The following is a 25135-nucleotide window of genomic DNA, read 5'->3' on the forward strand; positions in this document are numbered from 1 at the left end:
GGCTGACACCATGGCTAAGAAAGCGCCTGATATGGAAGAATACCAGTACGGGTTCCGTGATGAGCATAAATCGATATTCCAGTCTGGTAAAGGTTTGACGGCCGAAATTGTTAAAGAAATTTCAGCAATCAAAAATGAACCACAGTGGATGCTTGACTTCCGCTTGAAATCTTTGGAGCAGTTCCGTAAAATGCCAATGCCAACATGGGGCGGCAATATGGATGATTTGGACTTCGAGGATATTCAATACTATGTAAGACCTTCAGAGAAGCAAGGGAAGACTTGGGAAGAAGTTCCTTCCGAAATCAAAGAAACCTTTGATAAGCTGGGGATTCCGGAAGCGGAACAGAAGTTCCTCGCCGGCGTTTCGGCACAATATGAATCTGAGGTAGTCTATCACAGCATGCAGAAGAGCCTTGAAGATCAAGGGGTTATTTTTACAGATACCGACACTGCATTGCGTGAGCACCCAGAGCTTCTGAAAAAATATTTCGGGACGATCATCCCTCCAACCGATAATAAATTTGCCGCACTTAACAGTGCAGTTTGGTCAGGCGGCAGCTTCATCTATGTTCCTAAAGGTGTGAAATGTGAAGTTCCTTTGCAGGCTTACTTCCGTATTAACTCCGAGAACATGGGACAATTCGAACGTACTTTGATCCTTGCTGATGAAGACAGCTTCGTGCACTACGTAGAAGGATGTACTGCTCCAATCTATAGCACGAACTCTCTGCACAGTGCGGTTGTTGAAATCTTGTGTATGAAGAACGCCCGCGTTCGTTATACCACAATCCAGAACTGGGCTCCAAACATCTACAACCTCGTTACGAAACGTGCGGTTGCAGAAGAGAATGCTACCATGGAATGGGTCGATGGTAACATCGGTTCCAAGCTGACCATGAAATATCCTGCGGTTGTTCTTAAAGGCCGTGGTGCTAAAGGTTCAGTACTATCCATCGCGGTAGCAGGTAAAGACCAGCATCAGGATGCGGGTGCCAAGATGATCCATTTGGCTCCAGATACAACATCCACCATTGTATCGAAATCCATCAGTAAACATGGCGGTAAAGTAACTTACCGTGGTCTAGCTTCCTTCGGCCGTCAAGCAGAAGGTGCGAAATCGAACATTAAATGTGATACGCTGATTTTGGATAATGAGTCCACTTCGGATACTATTCCTTACAATGAAATCATGAACGATAACATCGTTCTTGAGCATGAAGCAACCGTGTCTAAAGTTTCTGAGGAGCAACTGTTCTACCTGATGAGCCGTGGCCTCACAGAAGCAGAAGCGACTCAAATGATCATCATGGGCTTCATCGAGCCGTTCACAAAAGAACTGCCGATGGAATATGCGGTCGAAATGAACCGTCTGATCAAGTTCGAAATGGAAGGTTCAATCGGTTAATAAGAGCGCTTATGAATGGAGGCTTGTCCTCCCAACGCTTATATTTCTTCAAAGCATCCGTAGATATTTTTCTACGGATGCTTTTTTATTGGCACAATTGAAAAAATCCCCGAATGCTCCGGGGACACACCTTTAATATTTTTAATTATCCATTTCCGGCAACGGCAATTCCACTGAAGGATCTGGCTCCCAGAGATGCCGTTCTAATTGCTGATGCTACAATGGTGTATTGGATCTGGCCGGTAAGCACATCGGTCGAAGGCGGATAGTCGACAGCGGTTATTCCAACCATTTCATATTGGGTCGTTGTATTATTAATGTTTCCGGGGTAGGTTGTACTAAAAATTAATATATTATTGCGGTAAATACTAAAAGTAACATCATTCTGAACTATAATGCTGACATCAACACTAAGTCTGGCAAAAGCATTCAATGTGACTCTCACTAAACCTGCATTGGCAGGGGTAACATTTACTGTCTGAAGTCCAATATCACCGAAAATTGCACTTGAACGAACTAAATTAAGACTTTGTGAATCCATAGTACTGTCCTGTGAAATCCGCATATCAAGAAACTGTATACTCATCCAATTCACCTAACCTCTCATTGTTGATTTTACATTTTATGAGAGAAAGAATAGAATGGCGCCAAATCATTGGCGGTTTTTTTATATATATAGTAAAGGCTACTGTTTTGCCAGATCATTCACTTCTTTACTAAAAGCCTCTGAATATTGATTAAATTTACCTGCATCAAGTTTTAAGCTGTTATCGTTTGCTTTTGGAGGTGTCTCCTGGATCTGTTTATATAAAAGATCAATTTCTGGGGAAAGCTTGGCCCATATTTTTTTTATAGAATCATACTTAATATCTAACTCGTTCATATATGTATCGTATTCTTTTTTCTCTTCCATGGCTTTGCCAAGCTGTTCGATCGTAAAGTCAATGTCCATGCTCGCTCCTGTACTGCTTGTACCACTTCTAGTGTATGAGATAACATCTACAAACCCAACATTCCAAATGTCAGCAATAACAAAATTGCTTATTTCTCTTAGCATTTTTTCAGGTGAGGGTGCTGTATCAGTTTTTGAGGAGATTTCCCCGAAATTAAACAAGTTTTTAGATTCGTTGATCGCTGTGTTTGCGTCCGTAGGGTTATTGTTATTTGTATTGCTACACCCTGAAAGAAGGATAATGGCGATAATACAAGATAAAACAAGCTGCTTTTTCAATATAGTTCCCCTCCATAATATAAGTAAAAAGTGTTGTATTACTATATTACGGTAAATTGTGGTAAAAGTTTTACATCTGAAGCAAATTTAAGACGGCGAAAAAGTGAACTCTTCGTATCCCGGAATAAATTCCAATAATTATGCAAAAAACCGAATAAAGGTCCTCCTAATATTACACGATGATTACAATAATCATGTAGATTCTTAATTCATCAGGATTAAGGAGGAAACACGAGCATTTTAAGATAACGAGGGTCCTTTATATCATGTAGATGCTGCTTTTTTCCGAAATAACCGCAAAAACGCGCAATTCTCCCCTTTGCCGCATTAAATTATGGATGATACACTGCTTAAAGTCACTAAATTGTAAGCGCTAAAAAAAGCTAGCTTACGATGTAACATTTGCTTTATACAAAAAATTGCTTACTAAGTAAGCCTTAAGGAGGAGAGATATGGATGTTCTCAGGCAACTGCGCGGTTATTATCGGGAGAAGCTGCATTTTCTGATTCTTTCGATTATATGTTTGGCCGCTGCAACTGCAGTGGGGCTGATTACCCCCAATTTGTTAAGAAAGCTGATCGATGATGTTATTGTGCCACTTAAGTTTACAGAGGTGCCAGTGCTCGCATTGAGCGTGTTAGCTGTAGTAATAGTAAAAGCATGCCTGCAGTTTGCACATGGATTTTTTGGAGGACGGCTAGGTAACTTTCTTGCATACCGGCTGCGTAATGCTTGTTATGAGAAGCTACAATTCCTATCTTTCCGTTATTATGATACCGCGAAAACGGGAGATTTGATGTCCCGGCTAACCGGAGATTTGGAAGCGATTCGTAACTTTATCGGTTTCGGTTTTGCTCAGCTGCTGAATGTCTTTTTTATGGTCATTTTTGGTTCGATTATGATGTTCTCACTCAATTGGCAGCTTACTCTAGTAACTCTGATTACGATGCCCATCCTGGCGTTTATTGCGCTAAAATTCGAGTCTAAGATTCACCCGGCCTTTCAAGAGATGCGTCTTGCACTCAGTTCTCTGACAACGGCTGTACAGGAGAATATCACGGGTGTGCGCACCGTCAAATCATTTGCGAGAGAGGCTCATGAAGTAGAGAAATTCTCACACCGCAACGAACGTTATAAGAATAACCAAATTTTTGCCGCTGAGCTATGGAGTAAGTTTTTTCCGGCGATGGAGTTTTTAGCATCGATCAGTGCAGCTATTCTGCTTGGAGTAGGTGGAACGTTAGTTATTAAGGGGAAAATGTCACTAGGCGAACTGGTTGCTTTTTTCAGCTTAATTTGGTACATCATTGGTCCGATTTGGGGTCTTGGATTCCATATTAATAACTATACACAGTCCAAAGCATCGGGAGAACGTGTATTGGAAGTACTTAATCAGAATATTGATGTGAAGGATAAAGAGAACGCCCGTGAACTGGTACCTTCTGAGGTTAAAGGAGATGTAGCGTTTAATCACGTCACATTTGCTTATGGGAACAAAATGCCTGCGGTTACAGACATTGATTTTGAGGCCAAATCTGGTGCGGTTATAGGGTTCCTTGGAGGTACGGGCTCTGGTAAATCGACCATTACACAGCTGATGATGCGTGCTTATGACGTTAATGAAGGCAGCATCACACTGGATGGGATGGACATCAGAGAATACAATGTTCGCAGCTTGCGTTCACAGATCGCGACGGTCTTTCAGGAGACCTTCCTGTTCTCCTCCTCAATTCGCAACAACATCTCCTATGGGTTGAAGAATGTAAGCATGGAAGAAATTATCCGAGCTGCACAACTTGCCAAAGCCCATGATTTCATCATGGAGATGGAAGACGGTTATGACACTGTGGTGGGTGAGCGCGGAATGGGTCTTTCCGGTGGACAAAAGCAACGGATTGCCATCGCTAGAGCCCTGCTTAAGAATCCGCGGATTCTTATCCTCGATGATGCGACCAGCGCTGTCGATATGGAGACGGAGCACGAGATTCAAGCCGGATTCCAAGAGGTCATGAAGGGGCGCACTACACTTATTATTGCCCATCGGATCTCCTCCTTGCGCCATGCGGATCAGATTATCGTCATGAACGAAGGTCATGTGCAGCAGCGTGGTACCCATAAAGAGCTAATTGAAGTGCCGGGTCCTTATCAGGATGTATACCGGATACAGTATGCTGATTATCTGGCCAGAGCGACCGGAAGAGGGGAGGAGTGAGGCATATGAAACTTGAAGCCAAACCAATGACCGCTACGGGAGCAAAAAATAAAGCAGCCGAGCAGCAAGAACTGGATGAACGTTTTGTATATAAAGATGATGATGTCATCGATAAGGCTTTTGACTGGAAGCAATTCACCAGACTGTTCGGGTACATGAAGCCTTATGCAAAGCAGATGCTTCCATTGGTGTCCATCATGATGATTCTGGGAACCATCACGAAGTTGACCGTCCCGTTCCTAACAAGTTTAGCGATTGACCGTGCGATTGCGCCAAAGGTGGGGAATCCCAGCTTATCACTGCTTTATTCGCTTACAGCAGGGGTAATCGTCTTATATCTGATTCAATGGATTGCGGGAGTGTACCGGATTAAATATACGAACATCATAGGCCAAAGAGTGATTTATGATTTGCGCTCAGATTTGTTCAAGCATATTCAGAAGCTCTCCTTTAACTTCTTTGATAAACGTCCGGCAGGCTCGGTATTAGTACGGGTAACCAATGATATCAACTCTCTGCAGGATCTGTTCACAAACGGGGTTGTCAATCTGATGATTGACTGCGTGCAGCTTATGGGGATTACCATTATTCTGCTAGTGATTAACTGGAAGCTAGGTCTTGCAGTAATGGTTACGGTTCCGATTATGTTCTTTGTTTCAACTAAGCTGCGCCAAAAGATTCGGATCGCTTGGCAGGATGTGCGGATGAAGAACTCCAGAATTAATTCTCATTTAAATGAATCGATTCAGGGAATCAGAGTCACACAAGCCTACACCCAAGAACAAGAAAATATGAATTATTTCGATGTTATGAATACCGACAGCAAAAAATCCTGGAACAAAGCCTCTGCGATGAACCAGGCGTTCGGTCCGATTATTGAGGTCACAGGTGGTTTTGGAACAATGATCCTCTTTTGGCTGGGGGCTTATCTGATCCAATCTGGAGAACTCACAGTAGGTATGCTGGTAGCATTCAGTTCTTATGTCAGCAACTTCTGGGACCCGATTAATCGCCTTGGGCAGATGTACAATCAGCTGCTTGTGGCAATGGCTTCCTCGGAACGGATCTTTGAATATTTGGATGAGCAACCGGCGGTGCAAGATAATCCTGGTGCTAAGCCAATGGGAACGATTCGTGGGGATATTAACTTTGAAAAGGTCATTTTTGAATATGAAAAAGGCCGGGCTGCACTAAAAGGTATTGATCTGGATGTAAAAGCAGGACAGTCGATCGCGCTCGTAGGTCATACAGGTTCTGGTAAAAGTACGATCATTAACCTGATTGGCCGGTTCTATGATATTAAGAGCGGCCGAATCACGATAGACAGTGAAGATATCCGCGGGGTTACGTTAGACAGCCTGCGAAGGCAGATCGGAATCGTGCTGCAAGATACCTTTATTTTCTCGGGAACGATTCGGGATAATATCCGTTTTGGCCGTCTGGAGGCTACAGATGAAGAAGTGGAAAATGCCGCAAAAGCCGTGGATGCCCATGACTTTATCATGAAGCTGCCCGGAGGGTATGAGACTGAGGTGGAAGAGCGCGGCAGCGCATTGTCGATGGGACAACGTCAGCTGCTCTCCTTCGCCCGGGCGCTTTTGGCAAATCCGCGGATACTAATCCTGGATGAGGCAACTGCCAGCATTGATACGGAGACGGAGCTGAAGATCCAGGAGGCACTCAAAATCCTGCTTCAAGGCCGAACCTCCTTTATCGTAGCGCACAGACTCTCTACCATCCGTCATGCGGATAAAATAGTCGTCCTCGATCACGGAGAGATTAAAGAAGAAGGAAACCATCATGAGTTGACATCCCGTGATGGGGTATACAACGGTCTGATCGAAGCGCAATTCCGCTTCCTATAGACCGACAGAACGGAATAGAACAACAGCTCATTCCCGTTGCTTAGGCAACTGCGGGGTGGGCTGTTTTTTATAGGGATATAGTGATTAAGGTGGTCGGGGCTTGGTGGATCAGAGTAGAGTGGAATATGGCAGAGGTATTACGGGACAAGGCAACCGAAGAACGGAAGAACGGAAGAACGGAAGAACGGAAGAACGGAAGAACGGAAGAACGGAAGAATGGAAGAACGGAAGCACGGAAGAACGGAAGAACGGAAGAACGGCAGAACGGCAGAACGGAAGAACAGCAGAATGGAAGAACAGCAGAATGGAAGAACAGCAGAACGGAAGCACGGAAGCACGGAAGCACGGAAGAACGGCAGAACGGCAGAACAGCAGGACGGCAGAAAATAATATAGCAGGGTAATATTTCTATTCAGTTACTTGGGGCGTTTGGATACCCTGCCCGTCACACGCAGCTCAAACATTTGTGCACAAATATCTTGATGCCATTGTAGATCAGCTGTCTGTTCCGCTAATAGGATTTCATTTTGCAATCGGGCCATCTCATAGCAGTAGGTAGCGTTAATTTGCAGGCACTGCTGTTGCTCCGTTTCCTCAGCAGCAGTAAGCTGCCGTCTACGGCTCAGGGTGAACAACTCGGCAAGGCGTTCATGGACAGGAAGCATGCTTTTTTCCTCCTATAGCAATTTAAAACCACATATTAGTCTCGCCATTAGAAGAGGAATTCAAACGTTACGTCAGATAATTAAATTGAGGGGCCTTACTATGTTGAGGGTAGGAGGAACTATCTTCGAAGTCAGAAGGAAACAATAGAGGTGAGAGAGGTGAGAGAGGTGAAAATCGAGGAATGTTTAGGAGTAATCTGGAAACCAATCTTTAGTTGCAGTTTGTACAATAGAAACCATCATTCTCGTTATAAAAATACTGTTAATTGCACTTTGTGCAGCTATTTTCGAGAAATGTGCTTATAAAGAGCATTTTCCTTAATTCTAATTGCACAAAGTACAACTAAATCACAATTCAGCTCGCAAGACGTGGATTTTGTTGCACAAAATACAACAAAATCAGAAATCGGCTCGCTAGACGTGGATTTAGTTGCACAAAGTACAACTAAATCACAATTCAGCTCGTTAGATGTGGATTCTGTTGCACAAAATACAACTAGAAAATCCCCCATAGTTAAACCGGGGGATTTAGTGTACAAACAGCAGCTCTGAACCTTCTGCTAAGCAACGCAGGACCTCAAGAAACGCCCTAGTCCATGTAGATTTCCACAATCGTAACGTTACGTTCGCGGGCTAGATCGACAAATAATCCATCGATCTTTACCAGCGGACGGAAAATATCAACTGGATTGTTCATGATAATCACACCTGTATCACCCGTGTTCAGTAACACACGCTTGCCGATAAAGTTGGGCATTAAATGTTGTATAAAGGCTTGAACCGTTCTGCCGTTCAGCTTACCAAAGCTGAGGTCATTTAGTTCACGTAGGACAGAAATAAGCTCTTGCTTGGACTGATAGACGCGTTTGGAAGTCATCGCACTATAGATGTCAGCTACAGCAGCAATTTGCGCATAAGGATGAATCTCGGATTTGGTTAGCTTATTAGGATAGCCAGAGCCGTCCTCACGTTCATGATGCTGTAGGGCTGCCAAAGCTGTATGTGAGTCATCCATCGAATTGCGGATAATTTCGTAGCCGTACTTAGTATGTAGTTTAACTTCTTCGAATTCTTCCGCGGTTAATTTCCCAGGTTTATTTAATAGAGCAGGTGAGATTCTACATTTTCCAATATCAATTAAATATCCAGCTCGTCCAATCTCATAGCATTCTTGTTTGGAATACCCAAGCCAGATTGCAATATAATAAGAGAGCATACCTACCTGCAAAGAGTGGTTGTAGGTATAATTATCTTCGCGATCGAGCAGAAGCAGCAGGGAGACTACATCCTTTTGCTTGTCCAACGATTGAAGTGAAGGCTGAAGAATGTCGTTAACCACGGATTGGTTAAAGCTTCCTTTTAATAGTGCTTCCATATAAAGATTCTCAAAGCCGTCAATCATGGTATCAAAACTAGTGGTCACCGTCTGAATAATTGAAGGTCTGCTTAATGGGGCAGGTTCTTCCACTAACGTCTGGATATCAACATAATCAACTCCATGCTGCATCAGCTTGGCGATATCATCTATCTGGAGCAGCGATCCCTTTGGTAATACATGCAGACCTCTTGAACTATAAGCGTCTGAGTTGAGGTGATTACCAGGTTTTAGATCCGAGACGTGTACTCTCAATGCCTATGCCACCTTTTATCCGATTTTATCCAGAATATCAACAAAGTGCAGATTTTTCAATGAAAAAGGAGTGAAGATTAATTGTGGAGGGAATCGGCAGCCTTTTGTTCAGAGCCTACCCAGTGCTGGCCTGATTCATTGATGTCTTTTTTCCAGATAGGGACGGTCTGTTTCAGCAGTTCAATGGCCAGACGACTAGCCTCGTAACAGGTATCGCGATGAGGGGTAGAGACAGCAATGATAACGCTTGCTTCCTTAAGACCAACAAGCCCAATGCGGTGGGAAATCGCGCAGCGTGCATTCCAGCGATTCTGTACCTCGTCACCAATTTCTTTCAGCTTATTTAAGGCCATAGGAATATAGGCTTCATAGTCTAATGCTGTTGTGCGTTGTTCTCCGGTCATTTCGCGTGTAGTTCCTACAAATAATAGGGATGCTCCATGATTGGCATCGAGGACGGCATCCAGAAGCTTCTCAGCATTTAATGGCAGATCCGTTATGCTATAGAGGCCGTCAGGAGTGCTCTCATATAAAGAACCATTCTCTCCCCCGGAAACGGGAGGGATTAATGCAACTTCGGCAGACTCGGTGATGAGGGCTTCATCAGGTGCATATTCCCGGTCAATAGCGACCAAAGAAGTTCCAATTAGGGATGCTGCATCCGGATAAGAGGTTGAAAGGAGTTCTTTTAACTTCCCAGCGGTTAAGGGATTCTCCGTCGCATGAAAGGTCAGAGAAGATGAACCGATAATCTCAGCCAAACCCGCGAACAGGCGGATTGTGATATGCATACTTATTCACCTCTGAAATATGTTGTAATGTCTACAATATACCATAATGAGCCTGAAAATGTTATGCTAGGCTCTATAAGATCATGCATCGGCTGCTTCATTAAAGAGCGGCTCAACAGGTAGGAGGAATGTTGCTAATGGGGCATGTGCCGCAAAGACTGACCATACTTCATACCAATGATATACATAGCCATTTCGAAATGGTGAGTCCATTGGCAGCAGAAATCGAGAGACAAAGAGCTGCAGCGGGAGAAGAGCCTGTGCTGCTGCTGGATATTGGCGATCATATGGATCGTGCAGCCGTCGAGACAGAAGGAACTATGGGTCAGGCTAACATCGATGTACTTAACTTAACAGGATATGATGCTGTAACCATCGGTAATAATGAGGGGTTAACATTCTCACAGGAGATGTTATCCTCTATTTTCTCCGGGTTACAGTGTCCAGTGGTATGCTGTAATTTTGTGGAGACTGCAACAGGGGAACCTCCCCACTGGATGAAGCGTCATGCCATCTTGGAGAAGGACGGAATCAGAATAGGAGTGACTGGAGCGACAGCGGCATTTACTTCGTTTTATTCCTTGCTGGGCTGGGATGCTCTGGATCCCGAGACAACCCTTCGGGAACAATGCCTTCTTCTAGCTCCTCAGGTGGACATTCTAATCATCCTTTCTCATTTGGGGCTTCCCGCAGATCGAATTCTGGCAGAGCGGCTGGAAGGTGTGCATGCTATTCTAGGTGGACATACACATCATATGCTGGAAGAACCGCTCATGATTAACGGAACAGCTGTATGTGGAGCCGGGAAATTCGGGCGTTACCTCGGGCGGCTTCAATTTGAGCGGAGAGAGGGACAACCTGGATTTAGCCTGGTGGCGGGTGAATGTATTCCGATTGACCCAGGACTGAAGGAAGAGATTGTAGGTCCTGCCGCTACTATTCATTTGGAGCGTGGTCGTGAGGCTCTTCAGCAGACCGTTGCGATCACAGATCGTGAGCTTCCTTTGAATTTGCAGGGAGAATCCCCTTTTGGCAATCTTTTAGCCCAAGCTGTACGTAGATTTACAGGCACTAGTTTGTCGATAGTTAACACAGGTCAGCTTCTAGGACCTTTGCCTGAAGGGGAGGTTACAGCGGGAATGCTGCACGCCCTATGTCCTTCTCCCATTAACACCTGCGTAATCAAGCTGAAAGGCCTAGATATTCGCATAGCTTTGGAGCAGAGTCTTACTGAAGAATTTTATAATAAGGTGATTTTTGGATATGGCTTTCGCGGGAATTATCTGGGCAGCTTAGCAGTAGATGGGATAAAAATCTTGTACGATCCGCAGAAGATACCGTATGATAACAATATTGCAGTTTTTGTCGAAGGAAACCCGCTGGAGGATGATAAAGAGTATAATGTTGGTACGCTGGACATGTTTACTTTCCGTGCAGGCTATGAGACGATCGCCAATGGGAAGGATCCTGTATTTTTGCTGCCTCATTTTTTACGCGACCTGCTTGGGATGGAATTGCAGCGTCCGGACAGTCTTGATGAATGTATGCTCACTCGGTGGGAGATCAAGTCTGAGTAAACCTGCAGCTCACAAGATATACTTTTTGATTCCATTTAAACAGTGCTAGATTCCCGAAAAATAGGAGGAGATTATGGACACGATTACAGCTATTATTTTAGCAATTGTCGAAGGGATCACTGAATTTATTCCTGTTTCTTCTACAGGACACATGATCTTGACCTCGAAGCTTCTGGGCTTTGATGAGCAGGATTCGATTATGAAGACTTATGAAATCGTTATTCAGCTAGGGGCAATATTGGCGATTGCGCTTGTTTACCGCGAGCGTGTGCTTAATTTGCTGGGCATTGGGCGTAAGAACTCAGGAAGAGGCGGTGTGATGCCGGCGTCTCGTTTGAACTTAATCCATGTAATACTTGGGATTGCCCCAGCACTAGCTGTGGCATTTTTTGCCCGCGATTTTATAAAAAGTCTCTTTGGAGCCACGACTGTTCTTTGGGCGCTTGTCGCCGGCGGGATTCTAATGATTATCGCAGAATGGGTAAACAGACGCAAAATTAGAATTACAGCGCATGAGCTGGACGATCTTTCTTACGGACAGGCGCTGGCTATCGGGATGTATCAGATTATTTCAGTGCTGTGGCCAGGATTTTCCCGTTCGGGATCTACGATCTCCGGAGGGATGTTAAGTGGGGTTAGTTATAAAGCGTCTGCGGATTTCTCCTTCCTTATAGCCATTCCTATTATGTGTGCGGCTTCCGGATATGAAATGTTGGATTCTTATAAGAACTTCACTAGTGAGACGATTGGCTATTTTGTAATTGGATTTCTGATTTCTTTTGTAGTGGCTTATGTAGTGGTTATTTTGTTTATGAAATTGATTCAAAAGATTAGATTGACGCATTTCGCGATCTACAGATTTATTCTTGCTGCTATATTCTGGTTGTTTATTATGCGTTAATGCCCATAGGCAAAGACCTAGACACACCCGATGTTCTTCATGGTGCACCTGTCTGATCTCTACATAAACGGTATAGACAAAGCGTGTGACCCAAGGATTTCAAAACAGAATAGCATTTTACCGTTAAAGGCAGGAGTGAGCTAAGTGCGTTTAGTATCCGTGAATCAGCTTCAAGCAGGCATGAAATTAGGTAAAAAAATATATAATGATGAAGGTCTAACTCTCCTCGCGGATGGGGTGGAGCTTACTGATGCATTGATCAAGAGGCTTTCAAGAATTGACATCGGTTATATTTACATAGAGGACTCTGTCACGGACGATGTTGAGATTATAGGTATGCTTCAAGATGAGACACGTAATCAGGCACTGAAGGTGATTCGTAATCAGTTTCAGCAAATGACAGGCGCTTCAGGAATAAGCAAGGGATTCTACCATCTGGATAAAAAATTCTCAAAGATCATGGATAGCATCCTGGATGATTTGTCTTTACAAGAAGATCCGATGATCATGCTGCTTGATATGCACACCGCTGATAACTACTTGTACGTCCATTCCCTGAATGTCTGCTTGTACACTTTGGTGCTTGGCATTGCGCATGGGTACAGCAAAGAGGAGCTTCGAGTGATTGGTCTGGGTGCGCTGCTGCATGATATTGGCAAGACCCAAGTCCCGATAAAAATCATTCAAAAACCCGGTAAGCTCAGTGAAGATGAATTTCGCCATATGCAGGCACACACCGAGATCGGGTATCAGATTCTCAAGGAAGAACCGAATATCCCGCTGCTCGCGGCTCATTGTGCGCTTCAGCATCATGAACGCATTGACGGATCCGGATATCCGCGGGGATTAAAAGGACCTCAAATTCATGAATATGCCAAATGGTTGGGCGTGGCTGATTCCTACGATGCCATGACCTCCAACCGGGTCTACAAAAAGGCTATGCTGCCACATCAAGCCGTTGAGGCGCTTTATGTAGGTTCTGGTACATTGTATGAGCAGAAGCAGCTAGAGTTATTTAGAGATCGTGTGGCTATCTATCCTCTTGGTCTTACGGTAAAGCTCAGTACGGGTGAAAGTGGAGTTGTTGTCAAAATAGACCCAAGTACGCCTCACAGACCGATTGTACGTGTGCTTACAGGGCCTGAAGGAGAGAAAGTCGTACCGTTCGAAAGGGATCTAGGAAAAGCCCTCTCCGTTGTTATCGTTGACGTCGCAGATCAAGGCGATTCTGTGGGAACGCCAAAATATTTATCATAGCAGCGAAGAGAGAAGATTAGGCTTGTCCGCATAACTCGCGGAAGCCTATTTTTCGTCTCGCTGCTATTATTTTTTACAGTGAAAAAGCTTGTAAGGACAGTCTGAAAGACATCCGAAGTGCAGTTTTTCTGACTAACGTGGTATGATATAGGATAAGACACCGTTCAATCTTCATGATTATGGGTTAATAATAGGAATAAGATTTAAAGGAGCTAGTACAAATGAATGTTTTAAGACCATTAACATCTTCACCGAAGGAGCTGTCGCCAAGCTACGATCCGTGGGATCCCATTACTTCTTTACGTAAGCATGGACGCCATGTGCTAACGAGTGTGGAATTCACAGTAACCAATTTATGTAATATGCGGTGTGAACACTGTGCGGTAGGTGATAGTTTAACCTCTAGAGAAGGGGATATGCTGCCGCTTAAAAATATGTTGGACCGTTTAGATGAAGTAGAGCATCTGGAGACGATTAGTATTACCGGCGGAGAGCCTATGTTCTTGGCTGGAACGGTGGATAATATCATAGTGCCGCTCTTAAAGTATGCCAAAGAGCGGGGGATTAGATCGCAAATTAATTCTAATCTGACGATGCCGTATGCTCGATATGAAAAGCTGCTTCCGTATTTGGACGTTATGCATATTTCTTTTAATTATGTGAACGGAGACGATTTTCATGAAGTTGGTTTTGCCAACAGCGGGCATGCAGTTTCAAAAGAAAGTGCATATCGGTTATATAATGCAATGATTGAGAATTCTCGACGGCTAAGTGAGGATGGTATGCTAATTTCTGCGGAAACTATGATTAATTACCGTACACATACTAAGCTGCCTGAAATTCATAAGTTGATTCTCGATATGGGCGCCAAACGGCATGAGGTACATCCTATGTACAACTCCAGTTTTGCTTCGGCTTTGCCAGTGTTGTCCTTGAATGAAATGCGGACGGCAATCCATAAACTACTGGATACCCGTGATCCGGAGATTTGGATGCTGTTTGGGACCCTTCCGTTTTTTGCTTGCAGCTTCCTGGAAGAAGATCAGAAACTGATAAGCAGAATGCGCGCCGAGAAGAATGTTACCCTTCGCAATGATCCGGATGGCCGGAACCGAGTGAACGTAAACATGTTTACTGGCGATGTTTTTGTTACAGATTTCGCTGATATCGCAGCCTTTGGCAACATCGAGAACCAAAAGCTGGATGATATATTTATCGATTGGCAGACTAAACACCCGCTGAACCAAAAGGTGAACTGCCACTGCGATGCAGCAGGCTGCTGCGGACCTAATCTGTTAGTGGCTGATATGTATTATCCGGAAGTTGACTTCAAAACTAGAAAAGCGATCAATCTGTAGAAATGAGGCGTTGTTAAGTGGTGCATACGGAATTTGAAGTAGGGAGATTATTGCTTAATCTTTTGCTGGTTCTGGTGCTCGTATTATTGAACGGTATTTTTGTAGCAGCGGAATTTTCATTAGTTAAGGTCAGGCAGTCCCGCCTGACCCAACTTGTCAGTGAAGGTAATAAAATGGCTGGATATGCTCTGAAAGTAAATAAGAGACTGGATTCCTATTTATCCGCCACTCAGTTTGGGATAACACTTGCGTCGCTGGGCTTAGGTTGGGTTGGAGAGCCCGCGATTTCTGAGCTGTTGGTCGAACCTTTAATGTACCAGATGGGGATCACCGATCATACCCTGATTTCTACCGTATCTGTGATTATTGGATTTTCGATCATTACATTTTTACATATTGTACTTGGGGAGCTTGCTCCTAAATCGCTCGCGATTCAAAGAACAGAAGGTTCGGCACTGTTGTTATCTGCACCCCTGATGTTCTTCTATAATGTGTTCATGCCTTTTATCTGGGTGCTGAACGCTTCAGCCAACGCGTTGCTTCGGTTGGTCGGTGTGGAGCCTGCAAATGAAAGTGAAGCAGCACACTCGGAAGAGGAAATACGTATTCTGATGAATCAGAGCGCCAAGAGTGGTGTCATTGACAAAGATGAAATGAAACTAATGGATAATATCTTTGAATTCTCAGATCTGCTTGCACGTGAAGTCATGCTGCCTCGTACAGATATGGATGTGCTTTACAGCAATCTTTCGTTAGAAGAAAATATGAAGATTATTACCGAAACGAGACATTCGCGTTATCCGGTTGCTCTGGAAGATAAGGACCGTATTATCGGTTTTATTCATATTACCGACCTGTTGTTTGCTCCACCGGAGCAGCAGAATGATCTTACAACTCTGGTTCGGCCTATCCTTAACGTTCCGGAATCGATGGAAATCAGCCATACTCTTCGTTTTATGCAGAAGAATAAGGCTCAGCTGACGTTAGTTGTCGATGAATATGGTGGCACAGCAGGTTTGCTGACAGCAGAAGAGATTCTGGAAGAAATCGTAGGCGATCTGCATGACGAGTTCGAAGATGAGCGTCCAAGTGTGGAACATAACGGGGAGTACATCTCTGTTGAGGGCCGGATGCTGATTGAGGATGTCAACGATCTTACGGGTGTTGTGATTGAAGACGATGAGGTGGATTCCATCGGCGGCTGGTTGTTTAAGGAGCTGGAGGGTAATCCAACCAAAGGAAAACGTGTCAAAGTAGAAGATGTTATTTTTGAAGTCGAGGAATCGACAAGATTGCGTATCACTAGAATTAATATCCACCGGGAACCACGTGTGGAGGACGAAGAAACCTCATCAGAACCCAATGAGGATAAAGAATAACCTATTAAAAATTATAACGTATTGTTCCGGTTGATCAGGGATATAATGAACTCCTCCTGCAAGAGCTGTATGGCTCATGAAAGGGGGAGTTTTTTGTGGACACATAAAGGACATAACGCTCGTCTATGCTAATGTTTATTAATTGTTTGAAAGCGGGGTCTAGATTGAAAAAGAAACTTCTTCTCGTTGAGGATGAAATTCGTATTCGTGAACTGGTATCTGATTATTTCTTACAGAATGATTGGGAGGTACTTGAAGCGGATAATGGAAAAGATGCATTGGTTTGGTTTGATTCACTGCTGCCGGATCTGCTGATTCTGGATATCATGATGCCTGCTATGAATGGCTTCGAAGTGTGCCGTGAAGTTCGTGAAAAATCAGCGGTACCCATCATTTTGTTAACGGCCAAGTCTACAGATGACGACAAAATCTACGGTTTTGAATTAGGAGCCGATGATTATGTTACAAAACCATTTAGTCCAAAGGTGCTAGTAGCCCGGGCAAATGCACTTATGAAACGGGTTGAAGGCACCCATCAGCCTGAGTCTAGCATAATAAAATTTGGTTCCGCGATGTTCAATCCCTTGGCTCATCGGTTGGAGGTAGAAGATGCGGAAGTGGAGCTTACCCCTAAGGAATATGATCTTTTATGGCTTTTAATACGAAATAAAGGGATTGTTATTTCAAGGGATACGATCCTCAGTCGGATCTGGGGAATTGAATTTGAAGGAGATTCCAGAGTTGTGGACAGTCATATCAAAAAGCTGCGAAGTAAATTGGGTTATGAATCACGTTTTATTCGTACGGTAATTGGCACAGGATACATGTTCGAGGAAGAGGCATGAGAAGACGGGGAATTACTTTTAAACTGTTTGTGATGACCGTTATCTTTTTCCTTTGCTTCTATGGCATGGTGATTCTAAGCCAATTGCTGTTGTTTGACAATTTCTATCAGAAGCAAAAAGAGCACCGTGTGGAGAAACACCTTAAGAGTTTTGCGGCAAGATATATTAGCGAACCATGGGGAAGCACTAGAACCTCTCAGGAGCTTGTCCGGTTTATGCTGCGGAATAAAACACAAATGGTTATTTTGAAGCTGGATGGAAGGATGAATTCAGAAGATCCATTTCATATAAAGCTAATCGATGATGACGGGAAGAGTATGGTTGTTTCTTTATCCCTATTCATGAATCAGTACGGAGATTCACTGAGAGCAGCAAACATTAAAGTAGATGATCAGTTGAGCGTGGAAGGCGAACTTCTGGATGAAGACAGTGCTTCACCCGTTATACTCTACCCCATAAGCATTACAAAAAAAGGGGGCGGAACCATAGGGGAGACGGGAGAGACTGGGACGATTCATGCATCTGGTACTGTTGCAGAAGTTGTACTGCCTGATTTAAAAATATGGAATCCCCGCCAGGGAATATTGTTTGAGGCTCTTGAGGAATGGTTTCCTTTGACACCAGCGCAGATAGAAGACTTTAAAAATTTGAAAATACAGAAGCAAGACTGGGTTGCTCCCTGGAGTGGGAGTCGCAATTCTGTGGTTATTCTGCCCCTGAAGCAAAGTAACGGAGAAATTGAATTACTATTCACAGTCACTTCATTACAGGAAGTTAAGGATTCGAACGATGCCTTACGTTGGTTCTTTTTATATCTGGGAATGGGTGGCTTTGTCCTGATTCTGGTGCTTTCTCTCTTTTTCTCGAAAATGGTAACGCGTCCGCTAATTAAGTTAAACAAGATAGCAAAACGGATGGTTTCTCTGGACTTTACAGGGGACACATCGATTCGGCAGAAGGATGAGCTAGGCAGCCTTTCTAACAGCATGTTCACCTTATCACTAAGTTTGGACTCTGCTTTACGTGAGTTAAGAGAGGCCAATCAGCAGCTAGTTGAGGATATGGAGCAGAAGCAAAGAATGGAGATCATGCAGCAGGACTTTTTTGCCAACGCCTCCCATGAATTGAAGACACCCCTCAGTATTATCAAAGGTTTTGCTGAAGGTTTGGAAGACGGCGTTAGCGCCGGCAAGCAGGATCACTACATTAAGGTGATTATTGAGGAAGCCGATAAAATGGAGTTTCTTGTTAAAAATATGCTAGATCTAGCGCGGTTGGAGTCGGGCACGATTAAACTTCGGAAAACTTCCTTTATGTTAAGTGAACTGACGGAAAAGGTGACGGACAAGCTGGTCCACTTACTGCGTGAAAAACATTTGGAGGTCATCATTATTCCTGCAAATGAATTACCGGTCTATGCGGATGTGAACTGGATCGAACAAGTTATGCTAAATTTTATGACCAATGCTATCAGGCATGCGGAAGAAAGAAGTTCTATCACTGTCAATATTGAGAGTCATGCCCAGACTATAGTATTCACTATTCAAAATATAGGAGAATCAATCCCTGAAGATCAGCTGGAGCAGATCTGGGAACGGTTCTATCGGTCGGAGCCATCCCGCAGTCGAATGACAGGCGGTACGGGTCTGGGGCTTTCCATTGCAAAGCGAATACTGGATATGCACGCTTGTCTTTATACAGTGAAAAATACGGAGAACGGTGTCAGCTTTACTGTGACCTTTGAAGGTTAAACCGAATCAACAGAAATACTGCTATGAAAGGGGTGAAATTGTATGAAATTGAACTGGTTGCCTTCAACGTGCACACTCGGAAACTTGGGACTAGGATCACTATCCTTGTATTTTACGATTCAAGAACGATATAGCCTAGCTTTATTAATGATATTGCTCGCGGCAATATGCGATGTACTGGATGGATTACTGGCAAGAATATTGCAATGTACTAGTGAATTCGGTAAACAATTGGACTCATTGGCGGATATTATATCATTTGGTTTAGCGCCTACCTTCCTTATCTTGTTGTATAGGTTAGAAGATGCCGACTGGATTGGACCTGCAGCTGCAGTTTTCTTTTTGATCTGTGGCGCACTTCGTTTGGCCAGATTTAATCTGTCGGCGCCTTCCAAAGGGTTCGTGGGGATGCCCATTACTGCTGCTGGAGTCATTCTTTCGATGATTTCTTTACTAGATGAACGGATGAAACCAGGACTGGTCATCGGATTAATGGCATTGCTGTCCGTAATGATGATCAGCCGTATCCCATTTCCGTCCCTTAAAAAATCCTTCAACAGGAAGTGATACACCCATGCCTTGGATTATAGAGTTCATTTCACAATACGGATATTTAGCCATATTTGGCCTTATGGCACTTGGGATTATCGGACTTCCTGTGCCTGATGAGGTGTTAATGCTGTTTGTAGGCTATTTATCATCCGTTATGGTTTTGGATTTTTCACTTTCCGTATTGGTTTGTTTTATGGGATCCATCACAGGAATGCTTATCAGCTATACCATTGGTTTAAGGCTAGGACAACCTGTGGTAGCTAAATTCGGCAAGTGGGTTGGCCTTACACCCAAGCGTTTTGCCAGTATGAAAAGATGGTTTTTGCGGTTCGGAAACTGGGCGATTTTCATTGCTTATTTTATTCCAGGTCTGAGGCATGTATCGAGCTATATCTCTGGAATCAGTGCTATGTCTTTCAAAAAGTATATACTCATAACGACTGCAGGAGCGCTAACCTGGTCACTCCTTTTTGTTTCCATCGGCTTTTTTGTGGGGGCTAAGTTTTCCTTTTTATAGCCATTGAAGCTTAACATTATTAATCGCAATTGAATGGAGCAAGATCAATGAATGTATTCAAGCGATTCTACGCGAATAGTACTACCAGACGCTTTTTTATTCTCGCACTTATCGGGTTGCTGCTGTACATGGTTCGAGGGATGCTTAATCTGGTACTGCTGACGTTTCTGATTGCTTTTGTCATGAACAGCTTTCAGATTGTGCTCAGTAAACGAATTGGTAAATTCATGAAGGTTAACAGTAAGGTGATTATTGTCATTTTATACCTTGCTTTAATCGCATTGATTGTACTGGCCCTTGCAAGATATCTTCCTAAAGTATTGGAGCAGATTAAGCAATTAGCTATCTTCCTCACCAATCTCAAATCAGAGGATCTTCCGCAGAACAAGATTACATTATATTTGTATGATATGCTCAGGGACCTTAACTATCAGTCCTATATCAAAAGAGGCATCGATTATGTGCTGCAGGTTAGCAACTGGGGTGCAACTTTCGTTCTATCAACCATTTTAAGCTTTGTGTTTATTCTGGAGAAGAACCGGGTCGTCAGTTTCACTTCTAGGATGAGAGAGAGCAGGATTGCCTGGTTTTATATAGATCTGGAGTATTTCAGCCGAAAATTCATCGTTTCCTTTGGAAAAGTAATTGAAGCGCAAATTCTCATTGCCATGTTCAATACCTGTCTTACTGTTATTGGCTTGTGGCTGCTTAACTTCCCGTATTTATTTGCCCTAGCGATTTTGATTTTTCTGCTCAGTCTCATTCCGCTGGTTGGTTTTTTGATTTCGCTCATTCCGCTTTTAATAATTGGTTACAACATCGGCGGTCTGATAACAGTTACATATGTGCTGGCGATTATTGCGGTGTTGCATTTTATCGAAGGCTATTTCTTGAATCCTAAGTTGATGTCCACAAAAATGAATTTGCCGATGTTTTTCACCTTTAGCGTGTTGTTGTTCTCTGAGCATTATATGGGTGTCTGGGGACTTATTCTTGGTATTCCTATCTTTGTATTTATGTTGGATATCCTTGAGATTACCCACGAAGATTCGTTCAAAAGAGCGAAGCCCTAAGCTGAATACTAAAAAACCCAAGTTATAAGCTGTTTTCGGTACTTTTCCGGAGACAGCTTATTTGTCATGCACATTGCACAAAAAAAATTGCTAATGGGCTTTTTTTGTGAATAACGTTTTATATTGTGTCCTGCTGTCATAAGTTAGCTAAGGGAGTAATGTTCAGAGTCTTTAAAGAAGGAACAGGAACAAAGGAGGTACAAAAAAGATGGAATCACAGCTGCGGAGGTATACCCCCTTTAGGGGACCGTTTGATCCTTGCCCACCGGTGCCGTTCAAGACGTATGTAGTTCCACCCAATCAATTTATCACCTTTCAGCCGCCCGATTTGCCACAGTTTAGTTTGCAGGAGGCTCTGAAGTATGGAACGCTCTGGCCAGCACTATTTAGTCCGTATGAATCCAAGTGCAAAGGAGGAGGAAAATAGACTATGGAGGCAAATCCTTGCGACCAACGTTATTATGAATTGCTTGAACAGTTGCAGACCCTTGATTTTGCCTTAGTGGAGTTGAACTTATATCTAAATACGCATCCTGACGATCTGAGAAGTATTGAACAATTTAATCAGCTTACGCTGGAACGAACTAAGCTAGCGAATCATTTTCAGGAGTTATATGGTCCGCTGCAGAATTTTGGCCGCGCTTATTCTAAATGTCCATGGGAATGGAATCAACCCCCTTGGCCTTGGCAGGTGTAAGAGGAGTATAACCGTAAGGAACTATTTTTCTAGAGGAGGGAAGTTCCCGAATGTGGATATACGAAAAAAAACTGCAATATCCGGTACGGGTGGGTAAATGTGATGTCCGGATGGCGCGTTATTTGAGTGAGCAATACGGAGGCGCAGATGGCGAGCTCGCCGCTGCACTACGCTATATGAATCAAAGATACACGATTCCAGATAAAGTTATTGGCGTGTTGAACGATATTTCTACTGAGGAATTCGCTCACCTTGAGATGATTGCCACGATGATCTACAAGCTGACGAAGGATGCTTCGGTATGTGAATTAGAGGAAGCGGGATTAGGGCCACATTTTGTAGCGCATGATCATGCCCTGTTCTACACGGATGCTAGCGGAGTTCCATTCACCGCAGCCTATATTCAAGCTAAGGGAGATCCGCTGGCAGACCTTTATGAAGACATTGCGGCTGAGGAAAAAGCCCGGGCTACATATCAGTGGCTGATTGACATGACGGATGACGTGGATCTGCAGGATAGCCTTAAGTTCCTGCGGGAGCGGGAGATTGTGCATGCATTACGGTTTAAGGAAGCGGTGCAGATTATTATTGATGATCGGAATCAGAAGCGGGTGTTCTAAGGATTTCTGTGAGAATAACATAAAAAGCCGTTCTCTTTTATAAGAGAACGGCTTTTTATGTTAGAAAATATGGAGCGGCCAACAATCCTGCCATGCATAAAGCCATTTTTCAAGCCTTGTTTGGTCATTTCAATGGTAATGGTGAAAGCAGTAAAGCTCTTGCAGCCATTGGAGATGAGACACGTCAATCCATCAACATTGCTTTGATTGAAGGTGAAAGTGATTGCAAAAAAGAAACAGATATAATCGAATATTTGAAAAAAAAAGCCTCATTAGCTTCGGCTAACAAGGCTCTTGATACTGTCACGAGTTTGGATTCTATTATTTAATTGTTATCTTTATCGGTTTGTTTGATCAGTTCATAAGCGATATACCCGATCATTCCCAAGAACAACCCTGTGCCTGCAATAATGTAAACGATCGTAAATATTTTTCCGAGTGCTGTCTGGGGAACAAATGTTGGATGACCTAATGTACTAAGCGTTGCAACGCAGAAATAAATAGCATCCAGGACAGACAAACCTTCCTGTTTGACATAAAAAATGGTTCCGGACAACAGTGTCATCAAAACTAATAAGAATAATGCTTGGAAATTTTTACGTTTGAGCGCTTTCCATAAGCCCGAGAATAAACGTTTTAAAGTTAGTAAAAATGATAACATGCAGCTCCACCCTTCATTTATATTAGAGCATACATAACAAATTAACGTCAAATTTAAAATAGATTTGCAGGAAGAAACTGAGGAGGCTGTGGGGAACTTAAATTTCTAACATTCAGAGCTGAAACTGGTCACACTCCATTCAAAGCTAGTCTAAGCTATGTTATTATTACCTTATACTTTCCTATTAATAACAAATTATAGAGTTTGGAGGTTTATGAATGAGAAGTAAGCGTAACTTGATAATGCTGTTATTGTTTGCTTTGACGATTATACTTTCAGCATGTAATGATAAAAAAGCTGCGATATTATCCATGGATGAAATACGAGATCTAGCTCAGCAAGGCGAGGCGTTGTCGTGGAAGGATTTTGAAGGTTATCCCTTTGAAGATGTCGGTTCAGGCTTGTACATCCGTAAATATGAAATTAATGAAAACTACCATGTGCTGGTGGGTGGCGGAAGTGTTGATGCAGCTCCTCTGTATATAAATCTTATCAAAAGAAACGGAGAAAAGATCGATATCCGTTATGATGACATCGATCATTTTATCCTCAATTAAATGAGGGGTTTTTAGGCTATTCAAATCTTATTCCGTTAGATAATTCATCCAGACGCTCCCAGTCGAGTACAACAATTTCTTGCTTAACTTTATATAAAATTTCCATGTCGGTGAGCCGCTGAATGACACGGTTTAAATGGCGGGGAGTAGTCCCAATCAAAGAGGCTATATCTGGGATATAGGGTGTCTGAATTTCTTTTGCAAACTCACGTTGGAGTTGAATGGTCAATAAATAACTTGCAAACCTTTCTTCTACAGAACCCAGCAAGTTCGTTCGGGATGCGGATGTGCAGGTTAGAAGCTTGTAGGAGAGATGTTTCAGCAACAAGTCTTTAAACCTGTGGTTATCCATTAGGTCAGACTCAACCTCTTGTTTCGGGATAAATAAGAGGCTGGTTTGTTGTACCGCTTCAACTTGGGATTGGATCACAACTTCCTGCACGTATTCAATGTCCCCGAATAATGACAAGGGTGAGCAGAAACGTAATAACAAGGATTTTCCCGTCCCCACACTAGAAGAAACCTTGGTACGCCCCTCCACTTGAAAATAAAATCCGTCCAGCTCATCCCCCTCACGCAAAATGATTTCATTCTGCTCATAGACAAGTAACTGGATTAAAGCATGTGTTGACGTTGTGAATACTTGGTCTAGATTAAATTGTGTAATGTAATGTGATATCAGATTTGGATCGTGAATAGATTTCATCGTTTACTCCTTTTTGGACATCGGTCCTTTCCATTATATCTGAACTCGTTAATATAGAGAAAAAGGGGAGGTTATTAACTGTGAAATTTATTTTTGATTTAGATGGGACGATTTGTTTTAGCGGCAAACCTTTGAGTGGATTTATTGTACAAGCCTTGGATTCTCTAATTGAAAAAGGACATGAGGTTATTTTTGCGTCAGCCCGGCCTATTCGTGATTTATTGCCTGTGTTGCCTGCTCATATGCATCATTTTTCTATGGTTGGTGGGAATGGCGCGTTTATTGCAAAGGGTGGGGAGGTTATTTCGACGATACATTTTGACCCACAGACTGCGGACAACCTCCTGAATTTGATTGAAGAATTTGATGCAACTTATTTGATTGATAGTCACTGGGACTATGCATATTCGGGTTCTGCAGACCATCCCATCCGGAGAAATGTAGATCCAGAACAACGCGCCAAAAATGTAACTCCGTCGGAGCTGGATGAGATTGTGAAGGTAGTTATTTTGAGCAGTCTGAACGGGGAACAACTTATACATAAGCTGCAAAATCTGCCGATTGTGATCTACCAGCATGGACAAGAAGATATTATGGATATAAGTCCACAAGGTGTGAACAAATGGACAGGACTAAAGAGGTTAGGCATAGAACCGCAGCAATTTATTGCATTTGGTAACGATGCTAATGATATAGAAATGTTTAGACATTCCGCACATTCGGTTTGTGTTGGCGATCATATATCTTTGGGAGAAGTTGCAACGGAAAAGGTTAGTAGTGGTGAAGAGCAGATTGTTAGAAAAATAATGGAGCTGGTGGGAGGTCTGCGATAATTGTTGGGATGGTGATCACCAGCTCAGAGGTCATTGTTGCGGACTGTA

Annotated in this window: 27 protein-coding genes; 20 read left to right on the plus strand and 7 right to left on the minus strand. The window is 43.2% G+C overall.

From position 1 onward, the window contains the following. Positions 1 to 10: 10 nt before the first annotated feature. A complete protein-coding gene (gene sufB / locus MHB56_RS23105; protein WP_036684335.1) occupies positions 11 to 1408 on the plus strand; it encodes a Fe-S cluster assembly protein SufB in 1398 nt (465 codons plus the stop codon). A 145-nt stretch (positions 1409 to 1553) separates the two neighbouring features. On the opposite strand, the gene MHB56_RS23110 is transcribed toward sufB, so the two are convergent. Together MHB56_RS23110 and MHB56_RS23115 are read right to left on the minus strand one after the other, a co-directional pair. Further along, positions 1554 to 1994, minus strand: a complete 441-nt coding sequence (locus tag MHB56_RS23110) for a hypothetical protein (protein ID WP_076124776.1) — start codon at positions 1992 to 1994, stop codon at positions 1554 to 1556. A gap of 99 nt (positions 1995 to 2093) precedes the next feature. Further along, positions 2094 to 2639, minus strand: coding sequence for a hypothetical protein (locus MHB56_RS23115; protein ID WP_076277536.1), 546 nt, complete (start codon positions 2637 to 2639; stop codon positions 2094 to 2096). Between the two features lie 452 nt (positions 2640 to 3091). Here MHB56_RS23115 and MHB56_RS23120 point away from each other — a divergent pair, with 452 nt between their 5' ends. The 3 genes from MHB56_RS23120 (at position 3092) to MHB56_RS23130 (ending at position 7120) form a co-directional block, all read left to right on the plus strand. Further along, the gene (locus MHB56_RS23120) at positions 3092 to 4852 is read left to right on the plus strand and encodes an ABC transporter ATP-binding protein (RefSeq protein WP_036684103.1); all 1761 of its coding nucleotides are present in this window, start codon (positions 3092 to 3094) and stop codon (positions 4850 to 4852) included. Between the two features lie 26 nt (positions 4853 to 4878). After that, on the plus strand, positions 4879 to 6717 hold the full coding sequence (locus MHB56_RS23125) for an ABC transporter ATP-binding protein (RefSeq protein WP_248547955.1): 1839 nt from the start codon (positions 4879 to 4881) through the stop codon (positions 6715 to 6717). Positions 6718 to 6820: 103 nt separating this feature from the next. Next, positions 6821 to 7120, plus strand: a complete 300-nt coding sequence (locus MHB56_RS23130; protein ID WP_341144051.1) for a hypothetical protein — start codon at positions 6821 to 6823, stop codon at positions 7118 to 7120. Positions 7121 to 7133: 13 nt separating this feature from the next. On the opposite strand, the gene MHB56_RS23135 is transcribed toward MHB56_RS23130, so the two are convergent. From MHB56_RS23135 to MHB56_RS23145, 3 genes are all read right to left on the minus strand, one after another. Next, positions 7134 to 7382, minus strand: coding sequence for a DUF7667 family protein (locus MHB56_RS23135; protein ID WP_076124783.1), 249 nt, complete (start codon positions 7380 to 7382; stop codon positions 7134 to 7136). Between the two features lie 589 nt (positions 7383 to 7971). Then, positions 7972 to 9012: an HD-GYP domain-containing protein gene (locus MHB56_RS23140; RefSeq protein ID WP_076219643.1), complete on the minus strand. Its 1041-nt coding sequence runs from the start codon at positions 9010 to 9012 to the stop codon at positions 7972 to 7974. A gap of 77 nt (positions 9013 to 9089) precedes the next feature. Next, positions 9090 to 9803 carry a molybdenum cofactor biosynthesis protein gene (locus MHB56_RS23145; RefSeq protein ID WP_076281049.1) on the minus strand — a complete coding sequence of 238 codons (714 nt, stop codon included), beginning with the start codon at positions 9801 to 9803 and terminating at the stop codon, positions 9090 to 9092. Between the two features lie 137 nt (positions 9804 to 9940). On the opposite strand from MHB56_RS23145, the gene MHB56_RS23150 reads away from it, so the two are divergent. The 14 genes from MHB56_RS23150 (at position 9941) to MHB56_RS23215 (ending at position 22659) form a co-directional block, all read left to right on the plus strand. Further along, positions 9941 to 11380 carry a bifunctional metallophosphatase/5'-nucleotidase gene (locus MHB56_RS23150; protein ID WP_339172671.1) on the plus strand — a complete coding sequence of 480 codons (1440 nt, stop codon included), beginning with the start codon at positions 9941 to 9943 and terminating at the stop codon, positions 11378 to 11380. A 73-nt stretch (positions 11381 to 11453) separates the two neighbouring features. Further along, positions 11454 to 12281, plus strand: coding sequence for an undecaprenyl-diphosphate phosphatase (locus MHB56_RS23155; protein ID WP_076124791.1), 828 nt, complete (start codon positions 11454 to 11456; stop codon positions 12279 to 12281). A gap of 144 nt (positions 12282 to 12425) precedes the next feature. Further along, a complete protein-coding gene (locus MHB56_RS23160) occupies positions 12426 to 13538 on the plus strand; it encodes an HD-GYP domain-containing protein (RefSeq protein WP_076187093.1) in 1113 nt (370 codons plus the stop codon). A gap of 221 nt (positions 13539 to 13759) precedes the next feature. Continuing rightward, positions 13760 to 14896: a radical SAM/CxCxxxxC motif protein YfkAB gene (gene yfkAB, locus MHB56_RS23165; RefSeq protein ID WP_036684078.1), complete on the plus strand. Its 1137-nt coding sequence runs from the start codon at positions 13760 to 13762 to the stop codon at positions 14894 to 14896. Positions 14897 to 14916: 20 nt separating this feature from the next. After that, positions 14917 to 16275: a hemolysin family protein gene (locus tag MHB56_RS23170; protein ID WP_076187132.1), complete on the plus strand. Its 1359-nt coding sequence runs from the start codon at positions 14917 to 14919 to the stop codon at positions 16273 to 16275. Between the two features lie 164 nt (positions 16276 to 16439). Next, on the plus strand, positions 16440 to 17120 hold the full coding sequence (locus MHB56_RS23175) for a response regulator transcription factor (protein ID WP_076191082.1): 681 nt from the start codon (positions 16440 to 16442) through the stop codon (positions 17118 to 17120). Next, complete coding sequence (locus MHB56_RS23180) at positions 17117 to 18871, plus strand: sensor histidine kinase (RefSeq protein ID WP_341144052.1); 1755 nt, start codon at positions 17117 to 17119, stop codon at positions 18869 to 18871. Before MHB56_RS23175 ends, MHB56_RS23180 begins: the two co-directional genes overlap by 4 nt. Positions 18872 to 18913: 42 nt before the next feature. Continuing rightward, complete coding sequence (gene pssA / locus MHB56_RS23185) at positions 18914 to 19438, plus strand: CDP-diacylglycerol--serine O-phosphatidyltransferase (RefSeq protein WP_076301334.1); 525 nt, start codon at positions 18914 to 18916, stop codon at positions 19436 to 19438. Positions 19439 to 19445: 7 nt separating this feature from the next. Next, the gene (locus MHB56_RS23190; RefSeq protein WP_076100017.1) at positions 19446 to 19940 is read left to right on the plus strand and encodes a DedA family protein; all 495 of its coding nucleotides are present in this window, start codon (positions 19446 to 19448) and stop codon (positions 19938 to 19940) included. Positions 19941 to 19987: 47 nt separating this feature from the next. Further along, the gene (locus MHB56_RS23195; RefSeq protein WP_076187099.1) at positions 19988 to 21013 is read left to right on the plus strand and encodes an AI-2E family transporter; all 1026 of its coding nucleotides are present in this window, start codon (positions 19988 to 19990) and stop codon (positions 21011 to 21013) included. 208 nt (positions 21014 to 21221) lie between these two features. Then, on the plus strand, positions 21222 to 21440 hold the full coding sequence (locus tag MHB56_RS23200; protein ID WP_036684070.1) for a spore coat associated protein CotJA: 219 nt from the start codon (positions 21222 to 21224) through the stop codon (positions 21438 to 21440). A gap of 3 nt (positions 21441 to 21443) precedes the next feature. Next, positions 21444 to 21710: a spore coat protein CotJB gene (locus tag MHB56_RS23205; protein WP_036684069.1), complete on the plus strand. Its 267-nt coding sequence runs from the start codon at positions 21444 to 21446 to the stop codon at positions 21708 to 21710. Positions 21711 to 21760: 50 nt separating this feature from the next. Then, positions 21761 to 22330, plus strand: coding sequence for a manganese catalase family protein (locus MHB56_RS23210; protein ID WP_036684067.1), 570 nt, complete (start codon positions 21761 to 21763; stop codon positions 22328 to 22330). Between the two features lie 92 nt (positions 22331 to 22422). Beyond that, positions 22423 to 22659, plus strand: a complete 237-nt coding sequence (locus MHB56_RS23215; RefSeq protein ID WP_341144053.1) for a hypothetical protein — start codon at positions 22423 to 22425, stop codon at positions 22657 to 22659. Here MHB56_RS23215 and MHB56_RS23220 read toward each other — a convergent pair. After that, positions 22656 to 22991, minus strand: a complete 336-nt coding sequence (locus tag MHB56_RS23220) for a potassium channel family protein (protein WP_076124810.1) — start codon at positions 22989 to 22991, stop codon at positions 22656 to 22658. The genes MHB56_RS23215 and MHB56_RS23220 overlap by 4 nt on opposite strands. A gap of 218 nt (positions 22992 to 23209) precedes the next feature. Here MHB56_RS23220 and MHB56_RS23225 point away from each other — a divergent pair, with 218 nt between their 5' ends. Beyond that, positions 23210 to 23548 carry a hypothetical protein gene (locus MHB56_RS23225; protein ID WP_280752687.1) on the plus strand — a complete coding sequence of 113 codons (339 nt, stop codon included), beginning with the start codon at positions 23210 to 23212 and terminating at the stop codon, positions 23546 to 23548. 16 nt (positions 23549 to 23564) lie between these two features. Here the strand turns inward: MHB56_RS23225 and MHB56_RS23230 are convergent, their stop codons facing one another. Further along, positions 23565 to 24254 (minus strand): Crp/Fnr family transcriptional regulator, encoded by a 690-nt coding sequence (locus tag MHB56_RS23230; RefSeq protein ID WP_280752688.1) that lies wholly within the window; start codon positions 24252 to 24254, stop codon positions 23565 to 23567. An 80-nt stretch (positions 24255 to 24334) separates the two neighbouring features. On the opposite strand from MHB56_RS23230, the gene MHB56_RS23235 reads away from it, so the two are divergent. Continuing rightward, positions 24335 to 25087, plus strand: a complete 753-nt coding sequence (locus tag MHB56_RS23235) for an HAD-IIB family hydrolase (protein ID WP_280752689.1) — start codon at positions 24335 to 24337, stop codon at positions 25085 to 25087. Positions 25088 to 25135: the final 48 nt, after the last annotated feature.

Origin of the sequence: Paenibacillus sp. FSL H8-0315 (genome assembly GCF_038005365.1) — a bacterium.
GTDB lineage: Bacteria > Bacillota > Bacilli > Paenibacillales > Paenibacillaceae > Paenibacillus_AQ > Paenibacillus_AQ odorifer.

Bases quoted from the DNA above. Each gene is read 5' to 3' on its own strand.
- MHB56_RS23190 (WP_076100017.1), top strand. From the start codon at position 19,446: ATGCCTTGGATTATAGAGTTCATTTCACAATACGGATATTTAGCCATA.
- MHB56_RS23155 (WP_076124791.1), top strand. From the start codon at position 11,454: ATGGACACGATTACAGCTATTATTTTAGCAATTGTCGAAGGGATCACT.
- MHB56_RS23200 (WP_036684070.1), top strand. From the start codon at position 21,222: ATGGAATCACAGCTGCGGAGGTATACCCCCTTTAGGGGACCGTTTGAT.
- MHB56_RS23195 (WP_076187099.1), top strand. From the start codon at position 19,988: ATGAATGTATTCAAGCGATTCTACGCGAATAGTACTACCAGACGCTTT.
- MHB56_RS23110 (WP_076124776.1), bottom strand. From the start codon at position 1,994: ATGAGTATACAGTTTCTTGATATGCGGATTTCACAGGACAGTACTATG.
- MHB56_RS23145 (WP_076281049.1), bottom strand. From the start codon at position 9,803: ATGCATATCACAATCCGCCTGTTCGCGGGTTTGGCTGAGATTATCGGT.
- MHB56_RS23230 (WP_280752688.1), bottom strand. From the start codon at position 24,254: ATGAAATCTATTCACGATCCAAATCTGATATCACATTACATTACACAA.
- MHB56_RS23220 (WP_076124810.1), bottom strand. From the start codon at position 22,991: ATGTTATCATTTTTACTAACTTTAAAACGTTTATTCTCGGGCTTATGG.
- pssA (WP_076301334.1), top strand. From the start codon at position 18,914: ATGAAATTGAACTGGTTGCCTTCAACGTGCACACTCGGAAACTTGGGA.
- MHB56_RS23215 (WP_341144053.1), top strand. From the start codon at position 22,423: ATGCATAAAGCCATTTTTCAAGCCTTGTTTGGTCATTTCAATGGTAAT.
- MHB56_RS23210 (WP_036684067.1), top strand. From the start codon at position 21,761: ATGTGGATATACGAAAAAAAACTGCAATATCCGGTACGGGTGGGTAAA.
- MHB56_RS23120 (WP_036684103.1), top strand. From the start codon at position 3,092: ATGGATGTTCTCAGGCAACTGCGCGGTTATTATCGGGAGAAGCTGCAT.
- MHB56_RS23180 (WP_341144052.1), top strand. From the start codon at position 17,117: ATGAGAAGACGGGGAATTACTTTTAAACTGTTTGTGATGACCGTTATC.
- MHB56_RS23225 (WP_280752687.1), top strand. From the start codon at position 23,210: ATGAGAAGTAAGCGTAACTTGATAATGCTGTTATTGTTTGCTTTGACG.
- MHB56_RS23205 (WP_036684069.1), top strand. From the start codon at position 21,444: ATGGAGGCAAATCCTTGCGACCAACGTTATTATGAATTGCTTGAACAG.
- MHB56_RS23125 (WP_248547955.1), top strand. From the start codon at position 4,879: ATGACCGCTACGGGAGCAAAAAATAAAGCAGCCGAGCAGCAAGAACTG.
- yfkAB (WP_036684078.1), top strand. From the start codon at position 13,760: ATGAATGTTTTAAGACCATTAACATCTTCACCGAAGGAGCTGTCGCCA.
- MHB56_RS23135 (WP_076124783.1), bottom strand. From the start codon at position 7,382: ATGCTTCCTGTCCATGAACGCCTTGCCGAGTTGTTCACCCTGAGCCGT.
- MHB56_RS23150 (WP_339172671.1), top strand. From the start codon at position 9,941: ATGGGGCATGTGCCGCAAAGACTGACCATACTTCATACCAATGATATA.
- sufB (WP_036684335.1), top strand. From the start codon at position 11: ATGGCTAAGAAAGCGCCTGATATGGAAGAATACCAGTACGGGTTCCGT.